Genomic DNA, 20093 nt, shown 5'->3' with positions numbered 1-20093 from the left:
TCCGAGTCGACGCCGCGATCCGGCGGCTCGATACGAGCGTAGAAAGCGCACCGACGAATGTCAATGGTCGTTCATATACGTAGAACACCGGCATGATGCTCACCGACGCTTCCGCGCGGCCGCGCCGCGGGCTCGCACGGCTGATCCCTTGCTCCTCTTGGCGTTTGCCCGCCGAAAATCTGTCGCGGAAACGAGTAGCGGCGTCGGCGCAACGACACCCGCGCACCGGTCATGGGAATCGTCAATGATCGTTCATCTGTATTAAGGTGGGTGGCATGGCATTGAGGGCAGCGGCCGGCCGGGTGGTGAACCCGCGCGGTGACACGGCGGAACGGATCGAGGACGCGGCGGTCGATCTGTTCTTCCGGGAGGGGTACCCGAAAACGAGCGTCCGGGAGATCACGGCGGCGCTCGGGCTCACCCCCGGGGCGTTCTACAACCACTTCGAGTCGAAAGAGGCGCTGCTCTCGGCGGTGATCACCCGCACCCACGCCGTCATCGAGGAGAGCATCGAGCGCGCTCTGCTCGCCGCCGGTGAGGATGCGGTGGGACAGCTGTGGGAAGTCGCGCGCGCCTTGACCGGCATCTACACCGCCCGGCGCAAGGAGGCGGTCATCAGCCAGCGCGAGCGGCACCGCCTTCCCGGCAGCGAACCGGCCCAGATGCTCGAGCGGGAGCGGCAGATCCGGCGCGCGGTCGAGCGGATTCTCGTCCGGGGCCTGGAATCGGGGCGGTTCCGGCTGGCGCTGCCGAACGGCGACCCTGCCGATGTGGGGGTGGCCGCGAAGATGATCCTCGATCTGATCATCAGCGCCGGCTCCTGGTTCCGGCCCGACGGCCGCCTCGGTGTCGACGAGTTGTCCTACCAGTACGCCACGCTGATCATGCAGATGGTGGGAATCGACCCGGCCACGCTCACCGGCGATCGATTCGCGCTCCGGAGCGGCCGCTAGTGAGCGGGCGTGGCCGCGCGGCGGTCACGCCCGCTCGATGAGGGTGGCGTTGGCCAGCCCGCCTGCCTCGCACATCGTCATCAAGCCGTAGCGACCACCGGTCTGCTCCAGATGGTTGACCAGGGTCGCGAGGATGCGGGTGCCGGACGCGCCGAGCGGGTGCCCCAAGGCGATGGCGCCCCCGCGCGGATTCAGCCGGTCCGGGTCGGCGCCGAGTTCGTGTGCCCACATCAGCGGCACCGGCGCGAAGGCCTCGTTCACTTCGTAGGCGTCGATGTCGTCCAGCGCCAGCCCGGCGCGGGCAAGCAGTTTGCGGGTCGCGGGCACCACGGCGGTGAGCATGAGCAGCGGATCATCGCCGGTCACCGCGAACGAGTGACATCGGGCCCGCGGGCGCAGGCCGAGCCGCTGGGCCGCCCCCTCACTCATGATCAGTGCCGCCGAGGCACCATCGGTCAGCGGTGAGGCGTTTCCGGGCGTGATGGACCATTCGATCTCGGGGAACCGCGCGCGCACGGTCTCGTCGACGAACGCCGGTTCCAGCTCGGCCAGCGTCTCGACCGTCGTCGACGGCCGGATCGTCTCGTCCTCGGTGAGTCCGCCCGCGGCGACCAGTTCGTCGGCGAAGCCACCGGACGCCGCCGCCCGAGCCGCCAGCCGGTGTGAACGGGCGGCGAACTCGTCGAGGGTGTTCCGGTCCAGCTTCCAGCGGGCCGCGAGGATCTCCGCGGAAATACCCTGTGGCACTGTGCCATCGGGATACCGGTGCGTGATCGGGCCCTGATTCGGGTCGGCGCCGCGTCCGTTGGAGAACATCGGCACGCGGCTCATCGATTCGACACCGCAGGCGATCACGACGTCGTAGACACCCGCCATGACCCCCTGGGCGGCGAAATGCACGGCCTGTTGGCTGGATCCGCACTGCCGGTCGACGGTCGTCGCCGGGACCGACTCCGGGAATCCGGCGGCCAGCACGGCGGTGCGGCCGATGTTGAAAGCCTGCTCCCCACTCTGGGTGACACAACCGGTCACCACATCGTCGACCAGTTCCGGGTCCAGACCGTTTCGCCTCGTCAGCTCGGCCAGCACGCCGGCGAGCAGGGTCGCGGGGTGGATTCCGGACAGTCCGCCGCCGGGCTTCCCTCTGCCGGACGGAGTGCGGACGACATCGACGATCACAGCGGTTGGCATGGCGATTCTTCTCCGATATCAGCGGGGTTCGACCATCAGTGGGCCCGACCGGCCGCCGGGGCGTCTCCCCGGCGGCTCGCGCGGTGTGGTGGGGTTCTACTCGGTGGTGCCGACGATGAAGCTGACGGCGGTGCTGGCACTGCCGCCGATGTTGAGCGTGGCCGCGGTGCGCGCGCCGGGGACCTGACACTCACCGGCCGCGCCGGTGACCTGCCGGTGGCCGTCCAGCACCATGCGCACACCCGTCGCGCCCACCGGATGCCCGGCTCCGATGAGCCCGCCGGAGGGATTGACCGGCAGGCTGCCGTCGGGGCGGATGCGGCCGTCCTCGATGGCCTCCCAGGCCCGGCCGGGGGCGGTGAGACCGAAATGTTCGATCGCCATGTATTCGGTGATGGTGAAGCAGTCGTGGAGCTCGATGACGTCCACGTCCTCGGGTCCGGCGAGACCTGCCCGGGCGTAGGCATCGGTGATCGCCGCCCGGACGTTGGGAAACAGATAGTCCTGGCCGCGGCTGAGTTCCAACTTGTCGGCCAGCGGCAACGGCGCGCTGTGGTGGCCCCAGCCTCGGATGACGCTGGCCCGTCGGGCGCCGGGCGCGCGCCGCCGCGCCCACTGTTCGGTGAACGCGCCGTTGGCCAGGACGACCGCCGCGGCGCCGTCGGTGATCCGGCCGCAGTCGCTCTTCCGCAGCCGGCCTGCCACCACAGGGTTGGTCGTGTCGTCCGTGCCGAGATCACCGGGGCCGAAATCCCAGTGCCGGGTTTGCGCCAACGGGTTGCGCCGGGCGTTGGTCCGGTTGATCTCGGTGATCGCATCGAGATGCCGGTGGTCGAGGCCGTAGCGGTGCGCGGTCTCCTCGGCGATCCGGTCGAACAACCCCGGCCACGGCAGCACCTCGTCGGACAGTTCGTCGGGCACCCAGGCGGCCGAACCGAGGTAGTGCGCGGCCTGTTCCCCGGGCACGTTGCGCATCAATTCGACACCGACCACCACCGCGACGTCGTAGTGACCGGCTTCGAGTTGGGCCATGGCGGCCAGCATCGCGACACTGCCGGAGGCGCAGGCGGCCTCGTGTCGGCTGGTGGGCAGCTGGGCCCAGTGCGGAGACAGCGTGCACAGCATCGGGCCGAGATGCGATTGCCCGGCGAAGCGTTCGGAATTGAAGTTCGCGACGTGCGCGCACCGCACCTCCTCCGGTGTCACCGCGGCGTCGTCCAACGCGGCGGTGACCGCTTCCCCGAGCATCGCCGGTAGCGGCCGGTCGCTGTCCTTGCTCCACCGGCGGGCGAAATCCGTTTGCGCTCCGCCCAGTACGTACACAGACATACTCATTCTCCCTTTCCCCCGGCGGCCGGAAGACCCACCGGCGGTCGGTTCTCGGTGCGATCGTTCGGCTATGCCCGGACCCAGAAGCCGGGCAGACAGGTCGGTGAACCGAGGGTCTGATAGACGGCATCGATGAGGCTCTGGCCGCGCGGATCGAGCGCCATGCCGAGGCCGTGCCTGGTCATCGTGTAGCCGAAGGCGAGTCGGTGGGAGGGATCGGCGAAGCCGATCTGCCCGCCCGCACCGGGTGCGCCGAAGGCGTCTTCACCGATGATCATGCTGTTGTGGCCGGGGACGCGGCGGTTGTCCCACGACTTCGCGAAGCCGAGCGAGAACGCGGTGCGGAACAGCAGATAGGCGTCGACATCACCGGCGGTGCAGACGCCGCGCATGCCGGCCAGATCGGCCGGGTCGACCAATCGCACGTCTCCGAGCGCGCCGTCCAGCGACAGCGGCGCATACATCCGCGCCAGGCCGCGAGCGTTGGTGATGCCGCCCGCCGCGGGAAGTTCGGCGGCGTGGGCGGCGCGGGTGTCCCAGAGGTTGCCGAACCAGCCGCCGTCGTTGGCGCCGATCCGGGCCTGCATCGATTCCGGATCGGCGATGGCGGCCTGGATCGGCGGCGGCAGCGGGTCACCGCAATCCAGCTCCCAGGCGATGCTGGGCGCGACGCGGGCCTCGTGCTCGGCGGGCAGGCCGATCCAGAAGTCCAGGCCCAGCGGCTCGGCGACCTCGGTGCGGAAGAACGTCCCGATGCTCTGCCCGGTGATGCGCAGGACGAGTTCGCCGAGGATGTAGCCGAGGGTGAACGGGTGGTAGCCGTGCCGGGTGCCCGGTTCCCAGAACGGTTCGGTGTCCTCGATCAAGGCGGTCATCAGCGCCCAGTCGAAGAAGCCGCCCTCGGGGACGGCCGAGGACACGTGACACACACCGGACTGGTGGCTGAGCACCTGCCGCACCCGGATGCCGCCCTTGCCGTGGCGTGCGAACTCGGGCCAGTACAGGGCGACCGGTGCGTCGAAATCCAGCTGCCCGCGGGCCCGCAGGATGTGGGCGCACAGGGCGGCGGCGCCCTTGGTGGCGGACATGACGACGTTGACGGTGTCGCGCTGCCACGCGGTTCCGGTCGCCGGGTCGGCGGTGCCGCCCCACAGATCGACGACGGGTTCGCCGTCGAGGTAGACGCACACCGAGGCCCCGACTTCACCGCGTTCGGCGAAGTTGCGGGCGAATTCCTCCCGGACCCGGGCGAACCGCGGGTCGCAGGTGCCTGCGATGTCGTCGGGAGAGGTCGGCGCGATGGTGTCCACCGGGCCGCGTCGTCGCGGTTGTGCCTCGGTCATGGTGTGCTCGATTCGGGTGTCCGGGAGGTGCTCGCTGATGTGGTGCGGCCGAGGGCGGTGAACGCCCGACCGGGTGCCGGTGGGTCGCTGATGATCCGCCACTGGGGGTCCGGGGTGGCGGGGTCGTCGTTGACGAACCAGCGGGGATAGCCACGCAGGGTTTGCCCGCCGTCGATGAGAATGCTTGCGCCGGTGATGAATCGGGCGCCGTCGCCGACCAGGAAGGCCACCGCCTCGGCGACGTCCTCGGGGTCGCCGACCCGGCCCAACGGTGTCTCCGCTTCCAGCACCGCCTGCGCCCGACCGCCGTCGGCCCCGAGGATGGGTCCGGTCATGCCGGTCTGGATGACGCCGGGGCAGATCGTGTTCACGCGGATCCCGAGCGGGCCGAGCTCGTCGGCCAGGCAGCGCGCGAACATGTCCGCGCCCGCCTTCGACGCCGCGTAGGCGGCGAACAGCGTGCAGGGACGCACGGCCGCGGTGGAGGCGTTGATCACGATCGATCCGCCGCGTCCGTGGGCGGCCATGGTGCGTGCCGCGGCTCGGCAGACCAGGAAGGTGCCGGTGAGGTTCACGTCGACATGCCGCTGCCACTCCCGCAGGTCCTGGTTCAGCACCGAGCCCGCGCGGCCGTATCCGGCATTGGCCACACAGATGTCGAGCTGGTCACCGACGACCTCGCCGAACAGCCGGTCGACCTCCCCGGGGTCGGTCTGATCGCACACCGCGGCCACGGCGTCGCCGCCCGCGTCCCGGATCGCGGCAGCGCGGCGTTCGGCGCCCGCGCCGTCGCGATCGGTGAGCACGACACGGGCACCGTCGGCCGCGAGGTGCGCGGCGATCGCGGATCCGATGCTGCCTGCGGCGCCGGTGACGACCGCGACGCGGCCGGTCGATGTCGGGTTCACCCTCGCACCCACCCTCCGTCGACGAACAACGCCTGCCCGGTCACATACGCCGCGTGCGGCGAGAGCAGGAAAGCCACCGCCGCGGCCACCTCGTCCGGCTGTCCGACCCGCCGCAGCGGAAGACCGCGCGCCACCTTCTCGCCGACGGCGGTCAGTCCGGCCTCGCGGACCATGTCGGTGTCGATGAATCCGGGGCAGACGGCGTTGACCCGCACCTGCGGCCCCAACTCGACGGCAAGAGAGCGTGTCAGGGTCAGCACAGCGCCTTTGGAGGCGTCGTAGGCGATCTGTCCGCTGAATCCGATCACCGCGGTGGAGGCGAGATTGACGACCGCGGCCCGGGCCGACCCCCGCAGATGCGGCGCCGTCGCGCGAGTCACCAGATACGGGCCGGTGGCATTGACCCCGAGGACGCGGTTCCAGTCCTCGACCCGATGGTCCTGCAGCGAGGCACGTACTTCGACGCCGGCGTTGTTGACCACCGCATCGACACCGCCGATCGTGTCGACGGTGGCGTCGACAGCAGCGGACACCGATGCCTCGTCGGAGACATCGACGGGTATCGCGGCCACCTCCGGCAGTTCGGCGGTCAGCGTCGCCAGCCGAGCGGTGTCGATGTCCCAGGCGGCGACCCGGTAGCCGTCGCCGTGCAACCGCCGCACGATTGCTCGGCCGATGCCCCGTGCGGCGCCGGTGACAATCGCCGCGGGCGTGCTCATGCCGGTGCTCCCGCCGCCGCGGTCCGCGACGCCGCACCGCCGGGCACCGACGGCTCGTCCGGGAGGGAAAGTCCGAGCAGCCGGGCCGCGTTGCCGGCCAGCCACGCCCTCACCGTCGGCTCGGCGAGGCCGAGCGTGGTGATCTCCTCGGCCAGCGCGCGGGTGGACAGGCCGTTGACCCAGGTCGTGCTGCCGAACACCAGCTTGCGGCGCAGCGCGCCGTCGGCGCGGCTCAGCACCGGCTCCCACCCGTAGCCGGGTGTGGCCATGGCGGTGCCGCGGTGGGTGGAGCTGTCCAGGTACACGTTGCCGTGACGCTGCGCCACCGCCGCCATCTCGCCCATCCACGGCCAGCCGCCGTGGCCGACGACCAGGACCAGGCCCGGGTACCGGCCGGCGAGCCCGTCGATGTGCCGCCACGTGCACGAGTCCATCGGCCGGGTGGCCGCGAAGTTCTGTCCGCAGTGGATCCACAGCGGCAGCCCCTCGTGCTGGGCGTACTCGAAGATCGGGGCGACGCGCGGATCCAGCACGTCGACGCCGTCCAGGAACGGGATGATCGACAGCCCGCGGGCACCCAGCTCGTCATGGGAGCGCCGCAACTCCGTCATCGCCGCGGAGGTGTCGGCGAGGCTGAGCCCGGCCCAGAAATGCAGTTCGGGCACCCGGGTGGCCAGCCGGGCGACATGGTCGTTGACGGTGCCGTCGCCCGCCTGCCACATCCCGCCGTGCGCGACCTGCGCGATCACTCCTTGGTCGCGCAGCTTCCGTGCGTGCTCGCCGACATCGACGGCCAGCAGCTCCGGCTCGAGCAGCACCTCCACGGCCGCGAAGGGGTCCCGGTCCAGCGTCCGTCGATAGCGCGCGAGGTCGGCACCGGCCAGCTCACACAACCGGCGCGCGAACACCCGCAGATAGCCCGGGGCGTCCGCCGCGAACGCCCGCAGGTAGGCCCGCCAGGACGGTAGGTCGTAGACCACTTCGCACACATCGATCACCGGCCGGCCACCGGCCGGTCCCGCCGCACCGTCCTCGGACGGGGCCACTGTCTCCACCTTTTGCATGAACACTTGTTTACCTTCCGCGAGACCACAATGTCAATGGTCGTTCATATACTTTCCTGACGCGCGAGCGGCGCCTACCGAGGGCACGGGTGACCCCTCGATCGCGCCGACGCACCCGGTCGGGGCGAGCGTGGAATGCGGCCGCTCGGACCGCGGGAACACTCGGGTGGACCCGGGCCCGAGATGCGGGCGACCGAGACGGCACAGGCGCGCGAACGCACGCTCCGGCGCGGGTCGCCACAGCAGGGACAGCTAGTCCTGTTTGACGCGGATTCCCGCCGCTTCACGATCCCAGGTGTCGGGGGTGATCCCCTCGGACCGGAGACGGTGCTTCTCGATCTTCGCGGTCGGCGTCTTCGGCAACTCCGGCAGGACACGGATGTAGCGCGGAACCATGAAGTGCGCCATGCGCGTTCGGGCGAACTCGAGGAGTTCGGCCGGATCGACGTCGCCGCCCTCCACCGGCGCGACGACGGCGAGGACATCGTCCTCGCCGTGCGGGCTCGGCACGCCCACCACCGCCGCTTCGCGCACCGCGTGGTGCGCGACCAGTTCGGCTTCGACCTCGAACGAGGAGATGTTCTCCCCGCGCCGGCGAATCGCGTCCTTGACGCGGTCGACGAAGAAGAACTCGCCGTTGTCGTCGCGACGGAACGCGTCGCCGGTGTGAAACCACCCGTTCCGCCACGCACGGGCGGTCGCCTCGGGCATTCCCCAGTACCCGGAGTTCATCGCCCACGGCCGATCGGTCCGGACGATCAACTCCCCGATCTCACCGACGGGAACCTCCCGGTCGAATTCGTCGACCAGCCGGCCCTGCACGCCCTTGCGCAGCCGGCCGCAGGTGCCGGGCGTCCGCGGGTTGATCGTGCTGATGAGCGGAATCGACGTCTCCGTCATGTTGAACATCGCCTGCACCGACACACCGAAACGCGCGGCGAACCCGGCCACGTCGTCGATGAGCGGCACCATGAACACGTGGCGTAGCGGATGATCCCGATCTCGCTCGCCGACCGGCTGCTTGACCAGGAATGTCGCCATGACGCCCAGGAGCGTCACGTGCGTGACCTCCCGGTCGCGCACCGTCTCCCAGAACGACCGGGTGTCGAACCGGTCGACGACGGCCACACTGCCACCCAGCAGCAGCGCCGCGTAGCAGCCGATGGTGCCGCCCGCGTGGAACAGCGGCAGATTGACCATGTAGCGGTCGCCCGGCCCGAAACACTCGCTGAACGCCGCCAGCGAGGAACTCGCCAGGTGCAGATACGAACAGGTGACCCCCTTCGACGGACCCGTCGTCCCGGAGGTCAGGATGATCGCGTACGGGTCCCACGGCTGCACCGCCTGCTCGGGTTCCACCACGGGTGTCGCATGATCGATGGCGCCGTCCCATTCCAGTGGCACCACCCGCACCGATTCGGGAATGTCCACCTCACGCGCGCGCTCCGCCAGCGCCGGCGCGACCAGCATGACCTGCGCCCCGGACAGGCGCACGGCATGCTCGAGCAGACCGCCCCGATAGGCCGTGTTGAGCGGTACATGAACGGCCCCCAACAGGTTCGCGCCGAACCACACGCGCACGGCGTCCGGACCGTTCGGCAACCAGGACAGGACCCGGTCACCGGGACGAACACCCAGGCGCCGCAGCCGGTGCCCCATCTCGTTGGCGACCGCCCAGACATCGCGGTAGGACCACACAGTCCCGTCGGCGAACACCGCGTACACCTCGTCGGGCCTGCGCTCGGCCTGACGACGCAACAGCGGACCGAGGACGCACTCCTCGGCCGGGGGCACCTGCGCACTCCAATAGTCCATCTACGTACCGATCCTCTCCCGCTCCCGCCGGTGGGGACTCCCGGTGTGCTCGCCAACGACCTTCCGGCCGCGTCACCGGTCACCGACGGCTCGCTCGCTCAAGTATATGAACACTTATACACCTTCGCGGAGTGGTAGACCAGGAACTCTGCTTCGGAACCGGCCGTCTCCGAGCCGGCGCGCCACCGCACTCGATCTCCCGAGTCCCACCCCGGTCGGCCGCGGAACGTCAGGTCGCATTCCCGCCGGTGCGTACGGCTCCGACACCGCACTCTCGAAGCGAAGTCTTCGTGACACATCCGGGAAGGAACGGCTATGGCAGACATCGCGGTGGTGACGGGCTCGACGCGTGGCATCGGGTTCGAAACGGCCCTGGCATTGGGATCGGCGGGATACACGGTGATCGTGACGGGGCGCTCACGGGAGTCGGCCACGGCCGCGGCCGGCCGGCTGGGCGACCGTGGGATCGACGCACAGGGGTACGCGCTCGACGTCACGTCGTTCGACTCCGTGCAGCGTCTGGCCGGCATTCTCGCCGAGACCCACGGGCGAGTCGATGCGCTGGTGAACAACGCCGGTATCGCTGCCGAATGGGAGGCCCCCGGCCCCAGCCTGTACGCCCATCCACACGCGGTGCGCACGACGATGGAAACCAACGTGTTCGGCGTGTTCCACACGGTGGAGGCCATGCTGCCGTTGGTGCGCCGCAGCGAGGCCGGCCGGATCGTCAACGTGTCCTCGTTCGTGGGGTCGCTGGCCCTCCAGTCGCGAGCCGACCCGAACGACCTGGTGATCCCCGCGTATCAGGCCTCCAAGGCGGCCCTCAACAGCCTGACGATCACCTTGTCGAAGGTTCTCGCCGACACCGGCATCAAGGTGTTCTCCATCGATCCGGGCTTCGTGCAAACCGACTTCTCCCCCATCAACCGCGCGCAGGCGCCACTGACCGCCGCGCAAGGCGCCGAGCCGGTGGTCGAGGCCGCGATGCTCGATCTCGACGCACCGTCCGGTTCGTTCCTCGGCCGAGACGGTGTGGTGCCCTGGTGACCGTGGCCGTTTCGGTCGCATCGGTGCCCGGTCACCGGGTCGCGACGACGATCTTCCCCGCGTGGAGGCCGGCGTCCAGGTGCCGGTGGGCCTCGGCGACATCGTCGAGGGCGAACACCCTGTCGAGGGCGGGACGCAACGCTCCCGAGCGGACACCGGCGTTCAGGAAGGCCGCCATGCGCTTCACCACGGCGGCTGCGTCGGCGCCAGCAGTACGGTCTTTCACCGGCATCGCCGCCGGGTCTCGGAGCGATTCCTGACCCGGCGGCGGCCGCGGATTCGGTCGAGCGGTCAGTTCATCGATTCGTCACGGAAGACCTCGTTGCCCTCGAAGGAGGTGGCGAGCACTTTCGCTTCTCCCACCGAGGTTTTCGGCAGCTCGAACAGGTTCTTGTCGAGCACCACGAAGTCGGCCTTCTTCCCGGCCGCGAGCGAGCCCCGTTCGTCCTCGGCGAAAATGAGGTGGGCGCCGCCCATCGTGTAGCTGGCGATCATGTCGGCCAGTGTCGCGCGCTCCTGCGGGTTCTGCGCCGCACCGAGATCGGCCTCGGTGGCGGTGTCGACATCGACCCGCGTCATGCCCGCCTCGAGGCCGGTGAGCGGGTACATGTCACGGGTGAAGGTGTCGGTCGAGGGGAAGTCGCTCGACGACGACACCGTGACGCCCGCATCGAGGAAGCTCTGGAATCGCATGGCGTTGTTCACCTCCGACGCGGGCGCGTCGTCGTACCATCCCTTGCCGAACCAGGCCGGTTGCGGGACCGCGATGATGCCGAGTTCGCGGAAGCGCGCCAGATCCTCGCCCCGGGTCCAATCCAGATGGGTGATCGCATGCCTGGCGTCGCGGCGGCCGTTGCGCTGCGCGGCGACTTCGAAGGCGTCGAGCACATTGTCCTCGGGATAGAACCCGGGGCTGCCGATGGCGTGGACGTAGATCCGGAAGCCCTCGGCGTCCAAGGCCGCGACGGTCTCCTCGAGCACGTCCTGCTTCCAGACGAGCTTCGCCTCGCCCACGCCGTCGGCGAAGATCTTGATGGTGTCCAGGGTGAAGTGTGTCCCCCGGTATTTGTCGCGCATGTCCACGAAATGAGCGACCTGGGAGACGCCCTTCGTCTCGTCCGCCCACTGGGCGAGGTCGAATCGAACCGTCAGCTTCCCCTCGTCGTCGAGTTGCTGGAACGCTTGCAGCAGTGACTCGGTCGGGTAATGGATGGGCACGAAGGTGGAGGTGATTCCGTCCTCGGCGGCGACGCGCTGCCACTCCAGAATGGTGTGCCGGTACTGCTCCACGGTGAAATCCGATTGTGGCAGTGCGGAGATCACCAAATTCTCCGCGCCGAACTCCTCGAGTTCGCCGGTGGGCTCCCCGGTGGCCGGGTCGCGCACGATGGTCGCACCCTCCGGATCCGGTGTGTCCTTGGTGATTCCGGCCAGTTCGAGTGCTTTCGAATTGGCGAGCAGGGTGTGGTGGCTGTTCTCGATGATCGCCACGGGAATGTCGGGCACGGCCGCGTCGATGAGTTGCCGGGGCAGGACCCCGCGGGCGCGGGCATCTTCGGCGATGTCGTCCCAGCCGACGCCACGCAACTGCGGCATGGCCGGGTTCTCGGCCCGGTAGGCGCGCAGCGCGGCCTGCTTGTCCTCGACGGTTCGGTGACGGTCGAGATTGGGCCAGAACAGGCTCTCGGCCATGAGATAGGCGTGATTGTGTCCGTCGATGAACCCGGGGGTGACCATCTTGCCCTGGAGATCGACCACCTGCGCCCCATCGTTTTCATAGGCCTGCGCGCCGGCGTCGTCACCGACGTAGACGATCTTGTCGCCGCTGACCACGATCGCCTGGGCCCATTCCCGGGTGTCGTCGACGGTGTAGATGCGACCGTTCTTCAGGATCAGGTCGGCGGCGGGGGTCTGATCGCCGCTCGAACAGCCGGTGATCAGGGCCGCCGTGAGAGCGGCCGCACCGAGAAGTATGGGGTATTTCCTCATCAGTTCGATTCCTTTCGTCGTGCCGTTCCGCTCGGCGCCGTCGGGTGACGTCGCGCAGACGTCGGCGGCGGGCACAACCCGGGCGCGTCGGGGCCCAGGCATGCCGGGGCTCGCACTCGGTCGTGTCGATCGGCTCGGCGCCGACCGGGCGCGGAGGGCACGTGCGTTTTCAGTAGGACGGTCCGCCAGGTCATCCGGTCATGACGAGGTTGTGGGCTCGTCCCCTCGATCCCGAGCACCCGGCCGCGCACGCGTGGCCCGCACCCTCGAGTGGGGTCCCGTGGGAACCGACGGACTTCTCCGCGGTCGCCGCCTGTTCGAACTGACTGTGGCGCTTGCCATGTCGACTCCTCGTCGCTTCGTCGCTACCTGACGGTCCATCGACCCCGCGCCTACCTGCACGTAGCTGCCGTTACCGGGTGATGGACGATATTGCCGCGGCTCGGTGGTCGTTGGCGCAACCACCGAGCCGCCGTCCTGATCCCTCTCACCATGCGATCCGACTGTGAACCGGATCACGATCAGGACGTGTACCAGTTGTATACCACCGGTCCACAACTGACAAGGGGAGTTCCCCGAGGAAGCCCCTCAGCGGATCCCCACTCCCCGCTCCGAACGGCCGGACGACACCCGACGGCATACGAAGGACGCAGCGAACTCCGTGCGACGCAGGCGATTCAGCGCCACCGGCCGTTCCGCGTCCGCAGCCGATCACCGCGAGCGGTCACCGCAGGCGACCGGTCACCGGCGCTTCGCGCGCACCTCGATCGCGTCCAGGAACAACTCGAGAATGAGGTCGAACTGGTCGTCGTCGTCCACGTCGGCGAGGTGGGCCGCGACCGCGGCGATGCTGGGATAGCGGGTCGGCGACAACGCCAGATACTCGTTGCTCCAGGCCTCGCGGTCACCGGCTCGAGCCTCCGAGGGCAGGGCCATGACCGTGGCCTCCACCGAGGCGTACGACAGGGCGACCGCCACCAGTGCGCGGTAGCAGGACGCGGCCTCACGGCCCTCCAACCCGGCTCGGAGGAGAGCGCCGATGACGATCTCGGCGCCCTGGAATTCCGAGGTCCTGCGCGTGGTGCGGCCGGAGACGACCACGGCCAGCTGCGGGTGGGCACGACAGGCGAGCCGCACGCGCTGGGCGAGGTCGGTGAGAGTGGCGCGCCAGTCGTCGCTCACCTCGACACCCTCGAGCGCTTCGGCGAGGAGCCGGTCGGCCAGCGCCAACATGAGCTCGTCCTTACCGCGGAAATGGCGCAGAACCGCGGTGTGGTCGACGCCGAGTTCGGTGCCGAGGCGCCGAAACGTGAGGGCGTCCGAGCCGTCGCTTTCGATGATGCCCATCGCCGCGTCGAGGATCCGGTCCGGAGAGAGCATGCCTCGCGGACGGCGCTTCCGGGCAGCGGCGACAGGGCTGGATGGCATCGCGTCAGCATACCCGCCATTTAATCACCACTGTTGACACCAGTGTTGTCGAATGGTTGCATTTCGGCACCTCGGATGAACGGAGAACGAATGTTCAAGCGAAGCTGGGTCGTCGCGATGTCGGCGGCGGCCGTGGCGTCCGCCCCGTGGGCCGCGCCCGCCTCCGCCGACAGCGCCATGCCGTTGCCACTGCTGCCGCACGTGCCCTTCTACCTCACCGATACGGCGACGGTGTCCGGCCGGCCGGTGCCGCTGACCGCGCACGGCCTGACGACGCTGGATGCGACCTACGTCTACAACGGCAGGACCCGGTCGGTCGGCGAGTTTCTCGAACAGTCGTCGACCAGGGGCTTCCTGGTCATGCGGGGCGATCAGATCCTGGACGAGCGGTACTTCGCCGGGTATTCGGCGGCCAGCCGGTTCAACTCGTGGTCGGTCGGGAAGTCGATCACCTCGGCCGCGGTCGGCATCGCGATAGCCGAAGGGCGCATCGCCTCGGTGGACGACCCGGTGACCGACTACCTGCCCGAGCTGGCGACGAGCGGCTACGACGGCGTCTCCATCCGCCACGTACTGCAGATGTCGTCGGGCACCGGCTACGACGAACACGACTACTCCGATCCCACGAAGGGATCGACCGCCACGACGATCCGCATGGTCACCGGCACGTCACTGCCCGACCAGGCCGCCGAGATCACGCGGGAGCGGCCCGCCGGAACGGCGTGGAACTACAACTCCATGGACACCTTCGTCCTGGGGTGGGTGGTGTCGAAGGCGACGGGCATGTCGCTGGCGGACTTCGTCGAGGATCGCCTCTGGAAGCCGGCGGGCATGGAGACCTCCGCGTTGATCGGACAGGACTACGCGGGCAACACCATCGGCTACTGCTGCTATCACGCCACCGTCCGCGACTTCGCCCGGTTCGGGCTGCTCTACCTCCGCAACGGTCGAGCCGACGGCAAACAGATCGTGCCCCGGCAATGGGTCGAGGACTCCACCCGCGCCCAGGCACCCCATCTGCAACCGCACAACCTGCGACCCGACGCCCCGGACAGCGGGGAGAACAGCTACGGCTACGGCTATCAGTGGTGGCTCGGCGACGGCGACCGCGGCGACTACGCGGCCATCGGCATCCTCGGGCAATTCGTCTATGTCTCCCCCGCCGACGACATCGTCATCGTCAAGACGAGCGAAGACCTGTCTTCCGAAGCGACGCTGGGTGAGGCGATCTACGCCTTCCGCGCCATCGCGGACGCGGCGGCGCGGCGATGACCTCGACGCTCTGCACTGTCCCGCCCTGCCCACTCGACGTGCGCGATCTCCTTCCGCGTACCGGCCGGGTGGTCGTGCCGGTGGGTCCGGTGCCGGGCCCCGCCCGCGAAGGACCCGGCACCGACCGTCGATTCAGTGATGGATCGACGCGCCGCCCTCGGCCCGCACCAGTTCCCGGCGCTTGTCGTCGGTGAACTTCCACCGGAACGTGCCCGGCTCGGCGGCCTCCTCGACGAGTTCCTCGATCACGCCCCGGCAGGCGCGTTCCTTGATGAAGGCGGCGAGGCGACCGCCGATGGCGAACCTGGTCGCGGTGTCGTCCTTGGCGGCCAGTTGCAGGGTGGCGGCGCGGCGGCCCAGCGCGATGCACTGACCGAAGTAGCCCACGCCGATCTCGGTGGGCCGCTCACCGGCGATCCGGGCCAGCACCGTGTCGGCGGCGTGCGCGCCCAGCGGCCGCGCGGTCTGGCAGCTCATGCGCAGCGGCCGGTCCGAGGGCGCCGCCGCGTCACCGGCTGCCACGATGCGCTCGTCGTCCACGCTGGTCAAGGTCTCGTCGGTGAGCAGCCGACCCACCGCGTCGGTGCGTAATCCACTGCGGGAGGCCAGGTCCGGTACGCCGAATCCCGCCGTCCAGATGGTGACCGCACTCGGCACGATCCGGCCGCCGCCGAGCCGCACACTGTCGCGGGTCACCTCGACCACCGTGGCCTCGCCACCCTCGAGCACGCTCACCCCCAGCCCGGCCAGCCGATCGGCCACCGAACGCCGCACCCGCGGGTGCAGGTACGGGCCGAGCACCCCGCCACAGATCAGCGTGACGGCGCGGCCCTGCTCGGCCAACTCGGCGGCGACCTCGATGCCCGTCGAACCGCCGCCGACCACCGTCACCGCCGCCGCGGCCCCTGCGGTGTCGAGGGCCGACCGCAGCCGGCGCGCCTCCTCCAAAACCGCCACCGGATAGGCGAATTCGGCCACTCCCGGCACGGACGGGGCCGCGCTGCCGCTGCCCACCGCATAGATCAGATAGTCGTAGTCGAGCGTCGCGCCGGAGGCCAACCGCACGCTCTGCCCGGCCGCGTCGATCAGCTCCGCCGTGTCGACCACCAGCCGGACGCGTTCGGCCAGGATCTCCCGGTAGTCGACGACGGCCGAGTGCGACCCACCCGCCACTTGGTGCAGGCGGACCCGGTCGACGAAGCTCGCGCGCGGGTTGACCAGTGTCACCGCCACGTCCGCACGCCGCGTCAACCGGTTGGCCGCCATGACACCGGCGTATCCGCCGCCGATCACGACCACATCGATGTGCCCACTCATGGTTCCTCCTTCATCCGCGGGGTCCGGGCACAAGACACCGGGTGCGCGAGGATCGTGACACCGTATGAGCCGGATCACGCGGAGCCGGCGGGCTGCCGCACCGGGTCACTCACCGGCCGGCTGCCCGGCGCGCGCGAGGGAGAGCGCGAGGTCGGCGTGGCCGTTGTCGAGCAGATACCCGAGCAGGAGCGCGCGAAAGGCCCGATAGGACGTGTCGTCGTCGACCGCGCCTACCGCCATCTGATCGAGGGCCAGCCCGTGTGCCAGTGCCGTGAGCACCGGGGCCGCCGCTTCGGCCTCGGGCGCGCCGACCGCGCGCACCACCGCCCGGGCCACCGTCCACGACGATTCCAGCGCGTCCTGGGCGGCCTCCCGGAATTCGGGATGCCGCGCGGCGTGCAGCAGGGCTTCGCAATAGGCCAGCCAGTCCGGCAGCCGTGGCCGGTTGGCGGCGGCCAGCATGCGTCCCATCTCGTCGGCCGACATCGTGTGCGCGGCCAGCTGTTCGGCCGTGGCCGTCTGCGCGGCCTGTTCTTCGGCCATGAAGGTCAGCAGGGACTCCTTGGCGAGTTCGTCGATGGAGGAGAAGAAGTAGCTCGCCGTCGCCAGCGGCAGCCCGGCCCGTTCGGTCACCGCGCGATGCGTCACCCCGGCCATGCCCTGTTCGGCGACGATCTCGACCGTCGCGCGCAGCAAGGCATTTCGGCGGGCTTGGGCGCTGGGTCCGTGCCGGCGAGCGTTCATGGAGCCGATCCTAGACCGGAGGTCTGGAAGAACCTCTTGACAAAGTCTGGCAGGACTCCTAGTTTTCTGGAAACTTTTCCAGACTTTCAGGGGTGCCCGATGCCGCCGATCCACGCCTTCGTCGACGACGCTCTCGCCGACCACGATGCCGTCGAACTCGCCCGGCAGGTCGCCGCCCGCACGGTGAGCCCCGCCGAACTCGCGACCGCCGCCCTCGACCGCGCGCGCCGGGTGAACGACACGCTGCGCGCCGTCGCCGCGACCTACCCGGAGCCGCGGTTCGCCCCCGAAGGCCGTGGCGCGCTCAGCGGCATACCGACCTACATCAAGGACAACGTCGATGTGGCGGGCCTGCCGACCCAGCACGGCAGCGTCGCCTTCACCGCACCCGCGGCCCGGCGCGACGGCCGGGTCACCCGCCAGTTCCTCGCCACCGGGGTCACCGTGCTGGGCAAGTCCCGGCTACCCGAGTTCGGGCTCACCCCCACCACCGAGTTCGCCACCCAGGAACCGGCCCGAAATCCCTGGCACCTCAACCACTCCCCCGGCGGCTCCTCCGGCGGCGCGGCAGCGCTGGTCGCCTCGGGTGTCGTCCCGCTCGCGCACGGCAACGACGGCGGCGGCTCGATCCGCATCCCGGCGGCCTGCGCGGGACTGGTCGGGCTCAAGACGAGCCGCGGCCGACTGCTCGACAGTGAACAGACCCGCCTGATGCCGCTCAACCTCGTCTCGGAGGGGGTCCTGACCCGCACGGTCCGGGACAGCGCCGCCTTCCTCGCCGCCGCCGAGCGCTACCATCGCAACCCCGCGCTCCCGCCCATCGGCGAGGTCATGGGCCCGGCCATGCGGCGACTGCGGATCGGGCTGGTGACCGAGAGCCCCACCGGCGCGGTCGTGGACGAGCCCACGATGGCCGCGGTCGAGGCCACCGCGCGCATCCTGGAGAAGGCCGGGCACATCGTGGAGCCCACCAGCCCGCCGGTGACCACGCGCTTCGTCCACGATTTCACCCTGTACTGGGCGTTTCTGGCCGATGTCCTCACCACGACCGGCAGGTTCGGGTTCGGCGCGTCCTGGAACACCGCCGACGCCGAGCACGCCACCCGGGGCCTGCGCGCCTACCACCGCCGGACGCTGCACCAGACCCCCGCGGCATTGCGCCGACTGCGCCGATTCCGCCACGTTTACGACACCTGGCTGGCCCGGCACGACGTCATCCTGAGCCCGGTCGTCGCCCACACCGCCCCCGAACTCGGATACTTCGCAGGCACGTCGTCTTTCGACGAACTGCTCGCACGAATGGCCAACTTCGTCTCGTTCACTCCGGTGAACAACGTCGCCGGTTCGCCCGCCATCGCGATCCCCGCGGGCCTCTCCCCCGACGGGCTGCCCGTCGCGATCCACCTGTCCGCCGCCTACGGTGACGAACGCACTCTGCTCGAGCTGGCCTATCTGCTGGAAGCCGAGCAGCCCTTCCCGAGAATCGACGGGCGAGCACCGGCGGTCTGATCGGCGCGGGCACCCGGTTCCTATCCGGCCGCGTGCCGGCTGTTCGGGCGTGTCGTCGCGGTCCGGGTGGCGACGAGCGCCGTCGCCACCCCGATCGCGGTGAGGACCGCGATGCCGAGGATCAACCACCGCGCCGACGCGAGCGGGGAATCACCGCCCAGCGCAAGCAGATTCCCGGCCAGCGCGCTGGTGAGGGTGAACGCGATCAGCTGGGTGGTGCTGACCGCCGCGGCGGCCTTCGCGCCCTCGGCCTCGTCCTCACCGGCGCGCATCGCCGCGACGGACAGGTGCGGGAAGGCGAGGCCGATCCCGGCACCGGCGACGAACAGCAGCACCGCCCACACCGTGAGGTGCAGCCAGCGCGCACCGTCGGCCTGGAGCAGCCCGTAGGCGGCCAGTCCGGCGGTCAGCAGCACCGGTCCGGTGCGGACCAGGATCCGCGCGGTGCGCTCGGCGGCGGCGACGCTGAACAGCTGGGCCAGCGTCCAGCCCAGCGACAGCACGGCGCCGAGGAGTCCCGCGACGATCGGGGTGGCGTCGGCGAGCTGCTGCGCGAACAGCGGGATGAAGTTCTCCACCATCACCCCCGCACACAGGGCGGCAACGGTGACGTAGACCCATTTCAGCGGGTTGCCGGGGGTGTAGGCGAGGCGGGGCAGCACGCCGTCGGGATCCCGGGAGTCGATCACGAAGAACGCGATGAGCAGCAGCAGCCCCGCGGCGACGGTGACCGGCACCCACACACCGGACAGCGCCGATCGCAGGCTCAGCAGCGCGGCGGTCAGGGCGAGCGCGAGGATCGATGCGACCGGCACCGGGGTGCGGGTGGCCTCTTCGGGGCGCCGCGTCGGCAGCGCCCGCACGGTGACGAGCAGCAGCAGGATCGCGATGCCGGTGAGCGTCGCGAACGCGGCCCGCCACGCACCGCCCTCGGCGAACACCCCGCCGAGGGCGGGCCCGAGCAGGGTGCCGACCCCGAACATCGCCGAGACGAGGCCGGTGGCGCGGGTCCACAGCTGCGGCGGAAGCACCCTGCGGATCGTCGCGTACCCGAGTCCGGTGAGCAGGCCCGCGCCGAGACCCTGGATCGCGCGCCCGGCCACGAAGAACTCCATCGTGGGACTGCCCGCGCCGACCACCGTGCCCCCGGCGAAGAGCAGGTAGGCGACGACGTAGGAGCCGCCGCTGCCCCGGACGGCGAGCATCCGGCTCACGATCATCGTCGCGGTGACCGCGGTGATCAGGTAGGCGGTGGCCGCCCACGCGTAATACTGCTGCCCGCCCAGCTCGCCGACGACGGTGGGCATGAGCGCGGCGGTGAAATAGAGGTTCATCGCATAGAGGCCGACGCCGCCCGCCATCACGATCACGGCGGTGCGGTGCGGGCGGGAGAACAGCCCCCGCCACCCGGAATCCTGCTCCGACACGGGCATTTCAGCGACGGATGCGGTGGTCTCCGGGGATG

General features: G+C 70.0%; 17 protein-coding genes. 4 read left to right on the top strand and 13 right to left on the bottom strand.

The window, feature by feature from the left end; translation table 11 throughout:
- Nucleotides 1–275 precede the first annotated feature (275 nt).
- A complete protein-coding gene (locus AMO33_RS03555) occupies nucleotides 276–953 on the top strand; it encodes a TetR/AcrR family transcriptional regulator (protein ID WP_062954133.1) in 678 nt (225 codons plus the stop codon).
- Nucleotides 954–977: 24 nt separating this feature from the next.
- Here AMO33_RS03555 and AMO33_RS03550 read toward each other — a convergent pair whose 3' ends face one another.
- The 7 genes from AMO33_RS03550 to AMO33_RS03520 form a co-directional block, all read right to left on the bottom strand.
- Nucleotides 978–2144, bottom strand: a complete 1167-nt coding sequence (locus AMO33_RS03550) for a thiolase family protein (protein ID WP_060590491.1) — start codon at nucleotides 2142–2144, stop codon at nucleotides 978–980.
- Between the two features lie 96 nt (nucleotides 2145–2240).
- Nucleotides 2241–3473 (bottom strand): acetyl-CoA acetyltransferase, encoded by a 1233-nt coding sequence (locus tag AMO33_RS03545; protein ID WP_307583387.1) that lies wholly within the window; start codon nucleotides 3471–3473, stop codon nucleotides 2241–2243.
- Nucleotides 3474–3541: 68 nt separating this feature from the next.
- The gene (locus AMO33_RS03540) at nucleotides 3542–4816 is read right to left on the bottom strand and encodes a serine hydrolase domain-containing protein (protein WP_082668572.1); all 1275 of its coding nucleotides are present in this window, start codon (nucleotides 4814–4816) and stop codon (nucleotides 3542–3544) included.
- Entirely contained in the window at nucleotides 4813–5724 is a 912-nt protein-coding gene (locus tag AMO33_RS03535) for an SDR family NAD(P)-dependent oxidoreductase (RefSeq protein ID WP_060590487.1), read from the bottom strand. The genes AMO33_RS03540 and AMO33_RS03535 overlap by 4 nt, the downstream gene beginning before the upstream one ends.
- Nucleotides 5721–6443 carry an SDR family NAD(P)-dependent oxidoreductase gene (locus tag AMO33_RS03530; protein ID WP_060590485.1) on the bottom strand — a complete coding sequence of 241 codons (723 nt, stop codon included), beginning with the start codon at nucleotides 6441–6443 and terminating at the stop codon, nucleotides 5721–5723. The genes AMO33_RS03535 and AMO33_RS03530 overlap by 4 nt, the downstream gene beginning before the upstream one ends.
- Nucleotides 6440–7489 carry an amidohydrolase family protein gene (locus AMO33_RS03525; protein ID WP_159005464.1) on the bottom strand — a complete coding sequence of 350 codons (1050 nt, stop codon included), beginning with the start codon at nucleotides 7487–7489 and terminating at the stop codon, nucleotides 6440–6442. Before AMO33_RS03525 ends, AMO33_RS03530 begins: the two co-directional genes overlap by 4 nt.
- A 270-nt stretch (nucleotides 7490–7759) precedes the next feature.
- Nucleotides 7760–9322, bottom strand: a complete 1563-nt coding sequence (locus AMO33_RS03520) for an AMP-binding protein (RefSeq protein ID WP_060590481.1) — start codon at nucleotides 9320–9322, stop codon at nucleotides 7760–7762.
- A 315-nt stretch (nucleotides 9323–9637) separates the two neighbouring features.
- On the opposite strand from AMO33_RS03520, the gene AMO33_RS03515 reads away from it, so the two are divergent.
- Nucleotides 9638–10369, top strand: a complete 732-nt coding sequence (locus AMO33_RS03515; RefSeq protein ID WP_060590479.1) for an SDR family NAD(P)-dependent oxidoreductase — start codon at nucleotides 9638–9640, stop codon at nucleotides 10367–10369.
- Between the two features lie 31 nt (nucleotides 10370–10400).
- Here the strand turns inward: AMO33_RS03515 and AMO33_RS30115 are convergent, their stop codons facing one another.
- From AMO33_RS30115 to AMO33_RS03505, 3 genes are all read right to left on the bottom strand, one after another.
- Nucleotides 10401–10547 (bottom strand): zinc-binding dehydrogenase, encoded by a 147-nt coding sequence (locus AMO33_RS30115; protein ID WP_228822132.1) that lies wholly within the window; start codon nucleotides 10545–10547, stop codon nucleotides 10401–10403.
- 113 nt (nucleotides 10548–10660) lie between these two features.
- Nucleotides 10661–12358 (bottom strand): amidohydrolase, encoded by a 1698-nt coding sequence (locus tag AMO33_RS03510; RefSeq protein WP_076574055.1) that lies wholly within the window; start codon nucleotides 12356–12358, stop codon nucleotides 10661–10663.
- Between the two features lie 741 nt (nucleotides 12359–13099).
- A complete protein-coding gene (locus tag AMO33_RS03505) occupies nucleotides 13100–13786 on the bottom strand; it encodes a TetR/AcrR family transcriptional regulator (RefSeq protein WP_060590475.1) in 687 nt (228 codons plus the stop codon).
- A 90-nt stretch (nucleotides 13787–13876) separates the two neighbouring features.
- Here AMO33_RS03505 and AMO33_RS03500 point away from each other — a divergent pair, with 90 nt between their 5' ends.
- Nucleotides 13877–15058 (top strand): serine hydrolase domain-containing protein, encoded by a 1182-nt coding sequence (locus tag AMO33_RS03500; protein ID WP_060593265.1) that lies wholly within the window; start codon nucleotides 13877–13879, stop codon nucleotides 15056–15058.
- Nucleotides 15059–15190: 132 nt separating this feature from the next.
- On the opposite strand, the gene AMO33_RS03495 is transcribed toward AMO33_RS03500, so the two are convergent.
- Entirely contained in the window at nucleotides 15191–16375 is a 1185-nt protein-coding gene (locus tag AMO33_RS03495; protein WP_060590473.1) for an NAD(P)/FAD-dependent oxidoreductase, read from the bottom strand.
- A 105-nt stretch (nucleotides 16376–16480) separates the two neighbouring features.
- Nucleotides 16481–17119, bottom strand: coding sequence for a TetR/AcrR family transcriptional regulator (locus AMO33_RS03490; RefSeq protein WP_011209857.1), 639 nt, complete (start codon nucleotides 17117–17119; stop codon nucleotides 16481–16483).
- A gap of 99 nt (nucleotides 17120–17218) precedes the next feature.
- Here AMO33_RS03490 and AMO33_RS03485 point away from each other — a divergent pair, with 99 nt between their 5' ends.
- Nucleotides 17219–18628 (top strand): amidase, encoded by a 1410-nt coding sequence (locus AMO33_RS03485; RefSeq protein ID WP_011209858.1) that lies wholly within the window; start codon nucleotides 17219–17221, stop codon nucleotides 18626–18628.
- 20 nt (nucleotides 18629–18648) lie between these two features.
- Here AMO33_RS03485 and AMO33_RS03480 read toward each other — a convergent pair whose 3' ends face one another.
- Nucleotides 18649–20061: an MFS transporter gene (locus tag AMO33_RS03480; protein WP_060590471.1), complete on the bottom strand. Its 1413-nt coding sequence runs from the start codon at nucleotides 20059–20061 to the stop codon at nucleotides 18649–18651.
- Between the last annotated feature and the right edge of the window lie 32 nt (nucleotides 20062–20093).

This window comes from Nocardia farcinica (assembly GCF_001182745.1).
Lineage (GTDB): Bacteria > Actinomycetota > Actinomycetes > Mycobacteriales > Mycobacteriaceae > Nocardia > Nocardia farcinica.
Note: the sequence above shows the minus strand (reverse complement) of the source record. Positions and strands in the feature narration are given on the sequence as shown.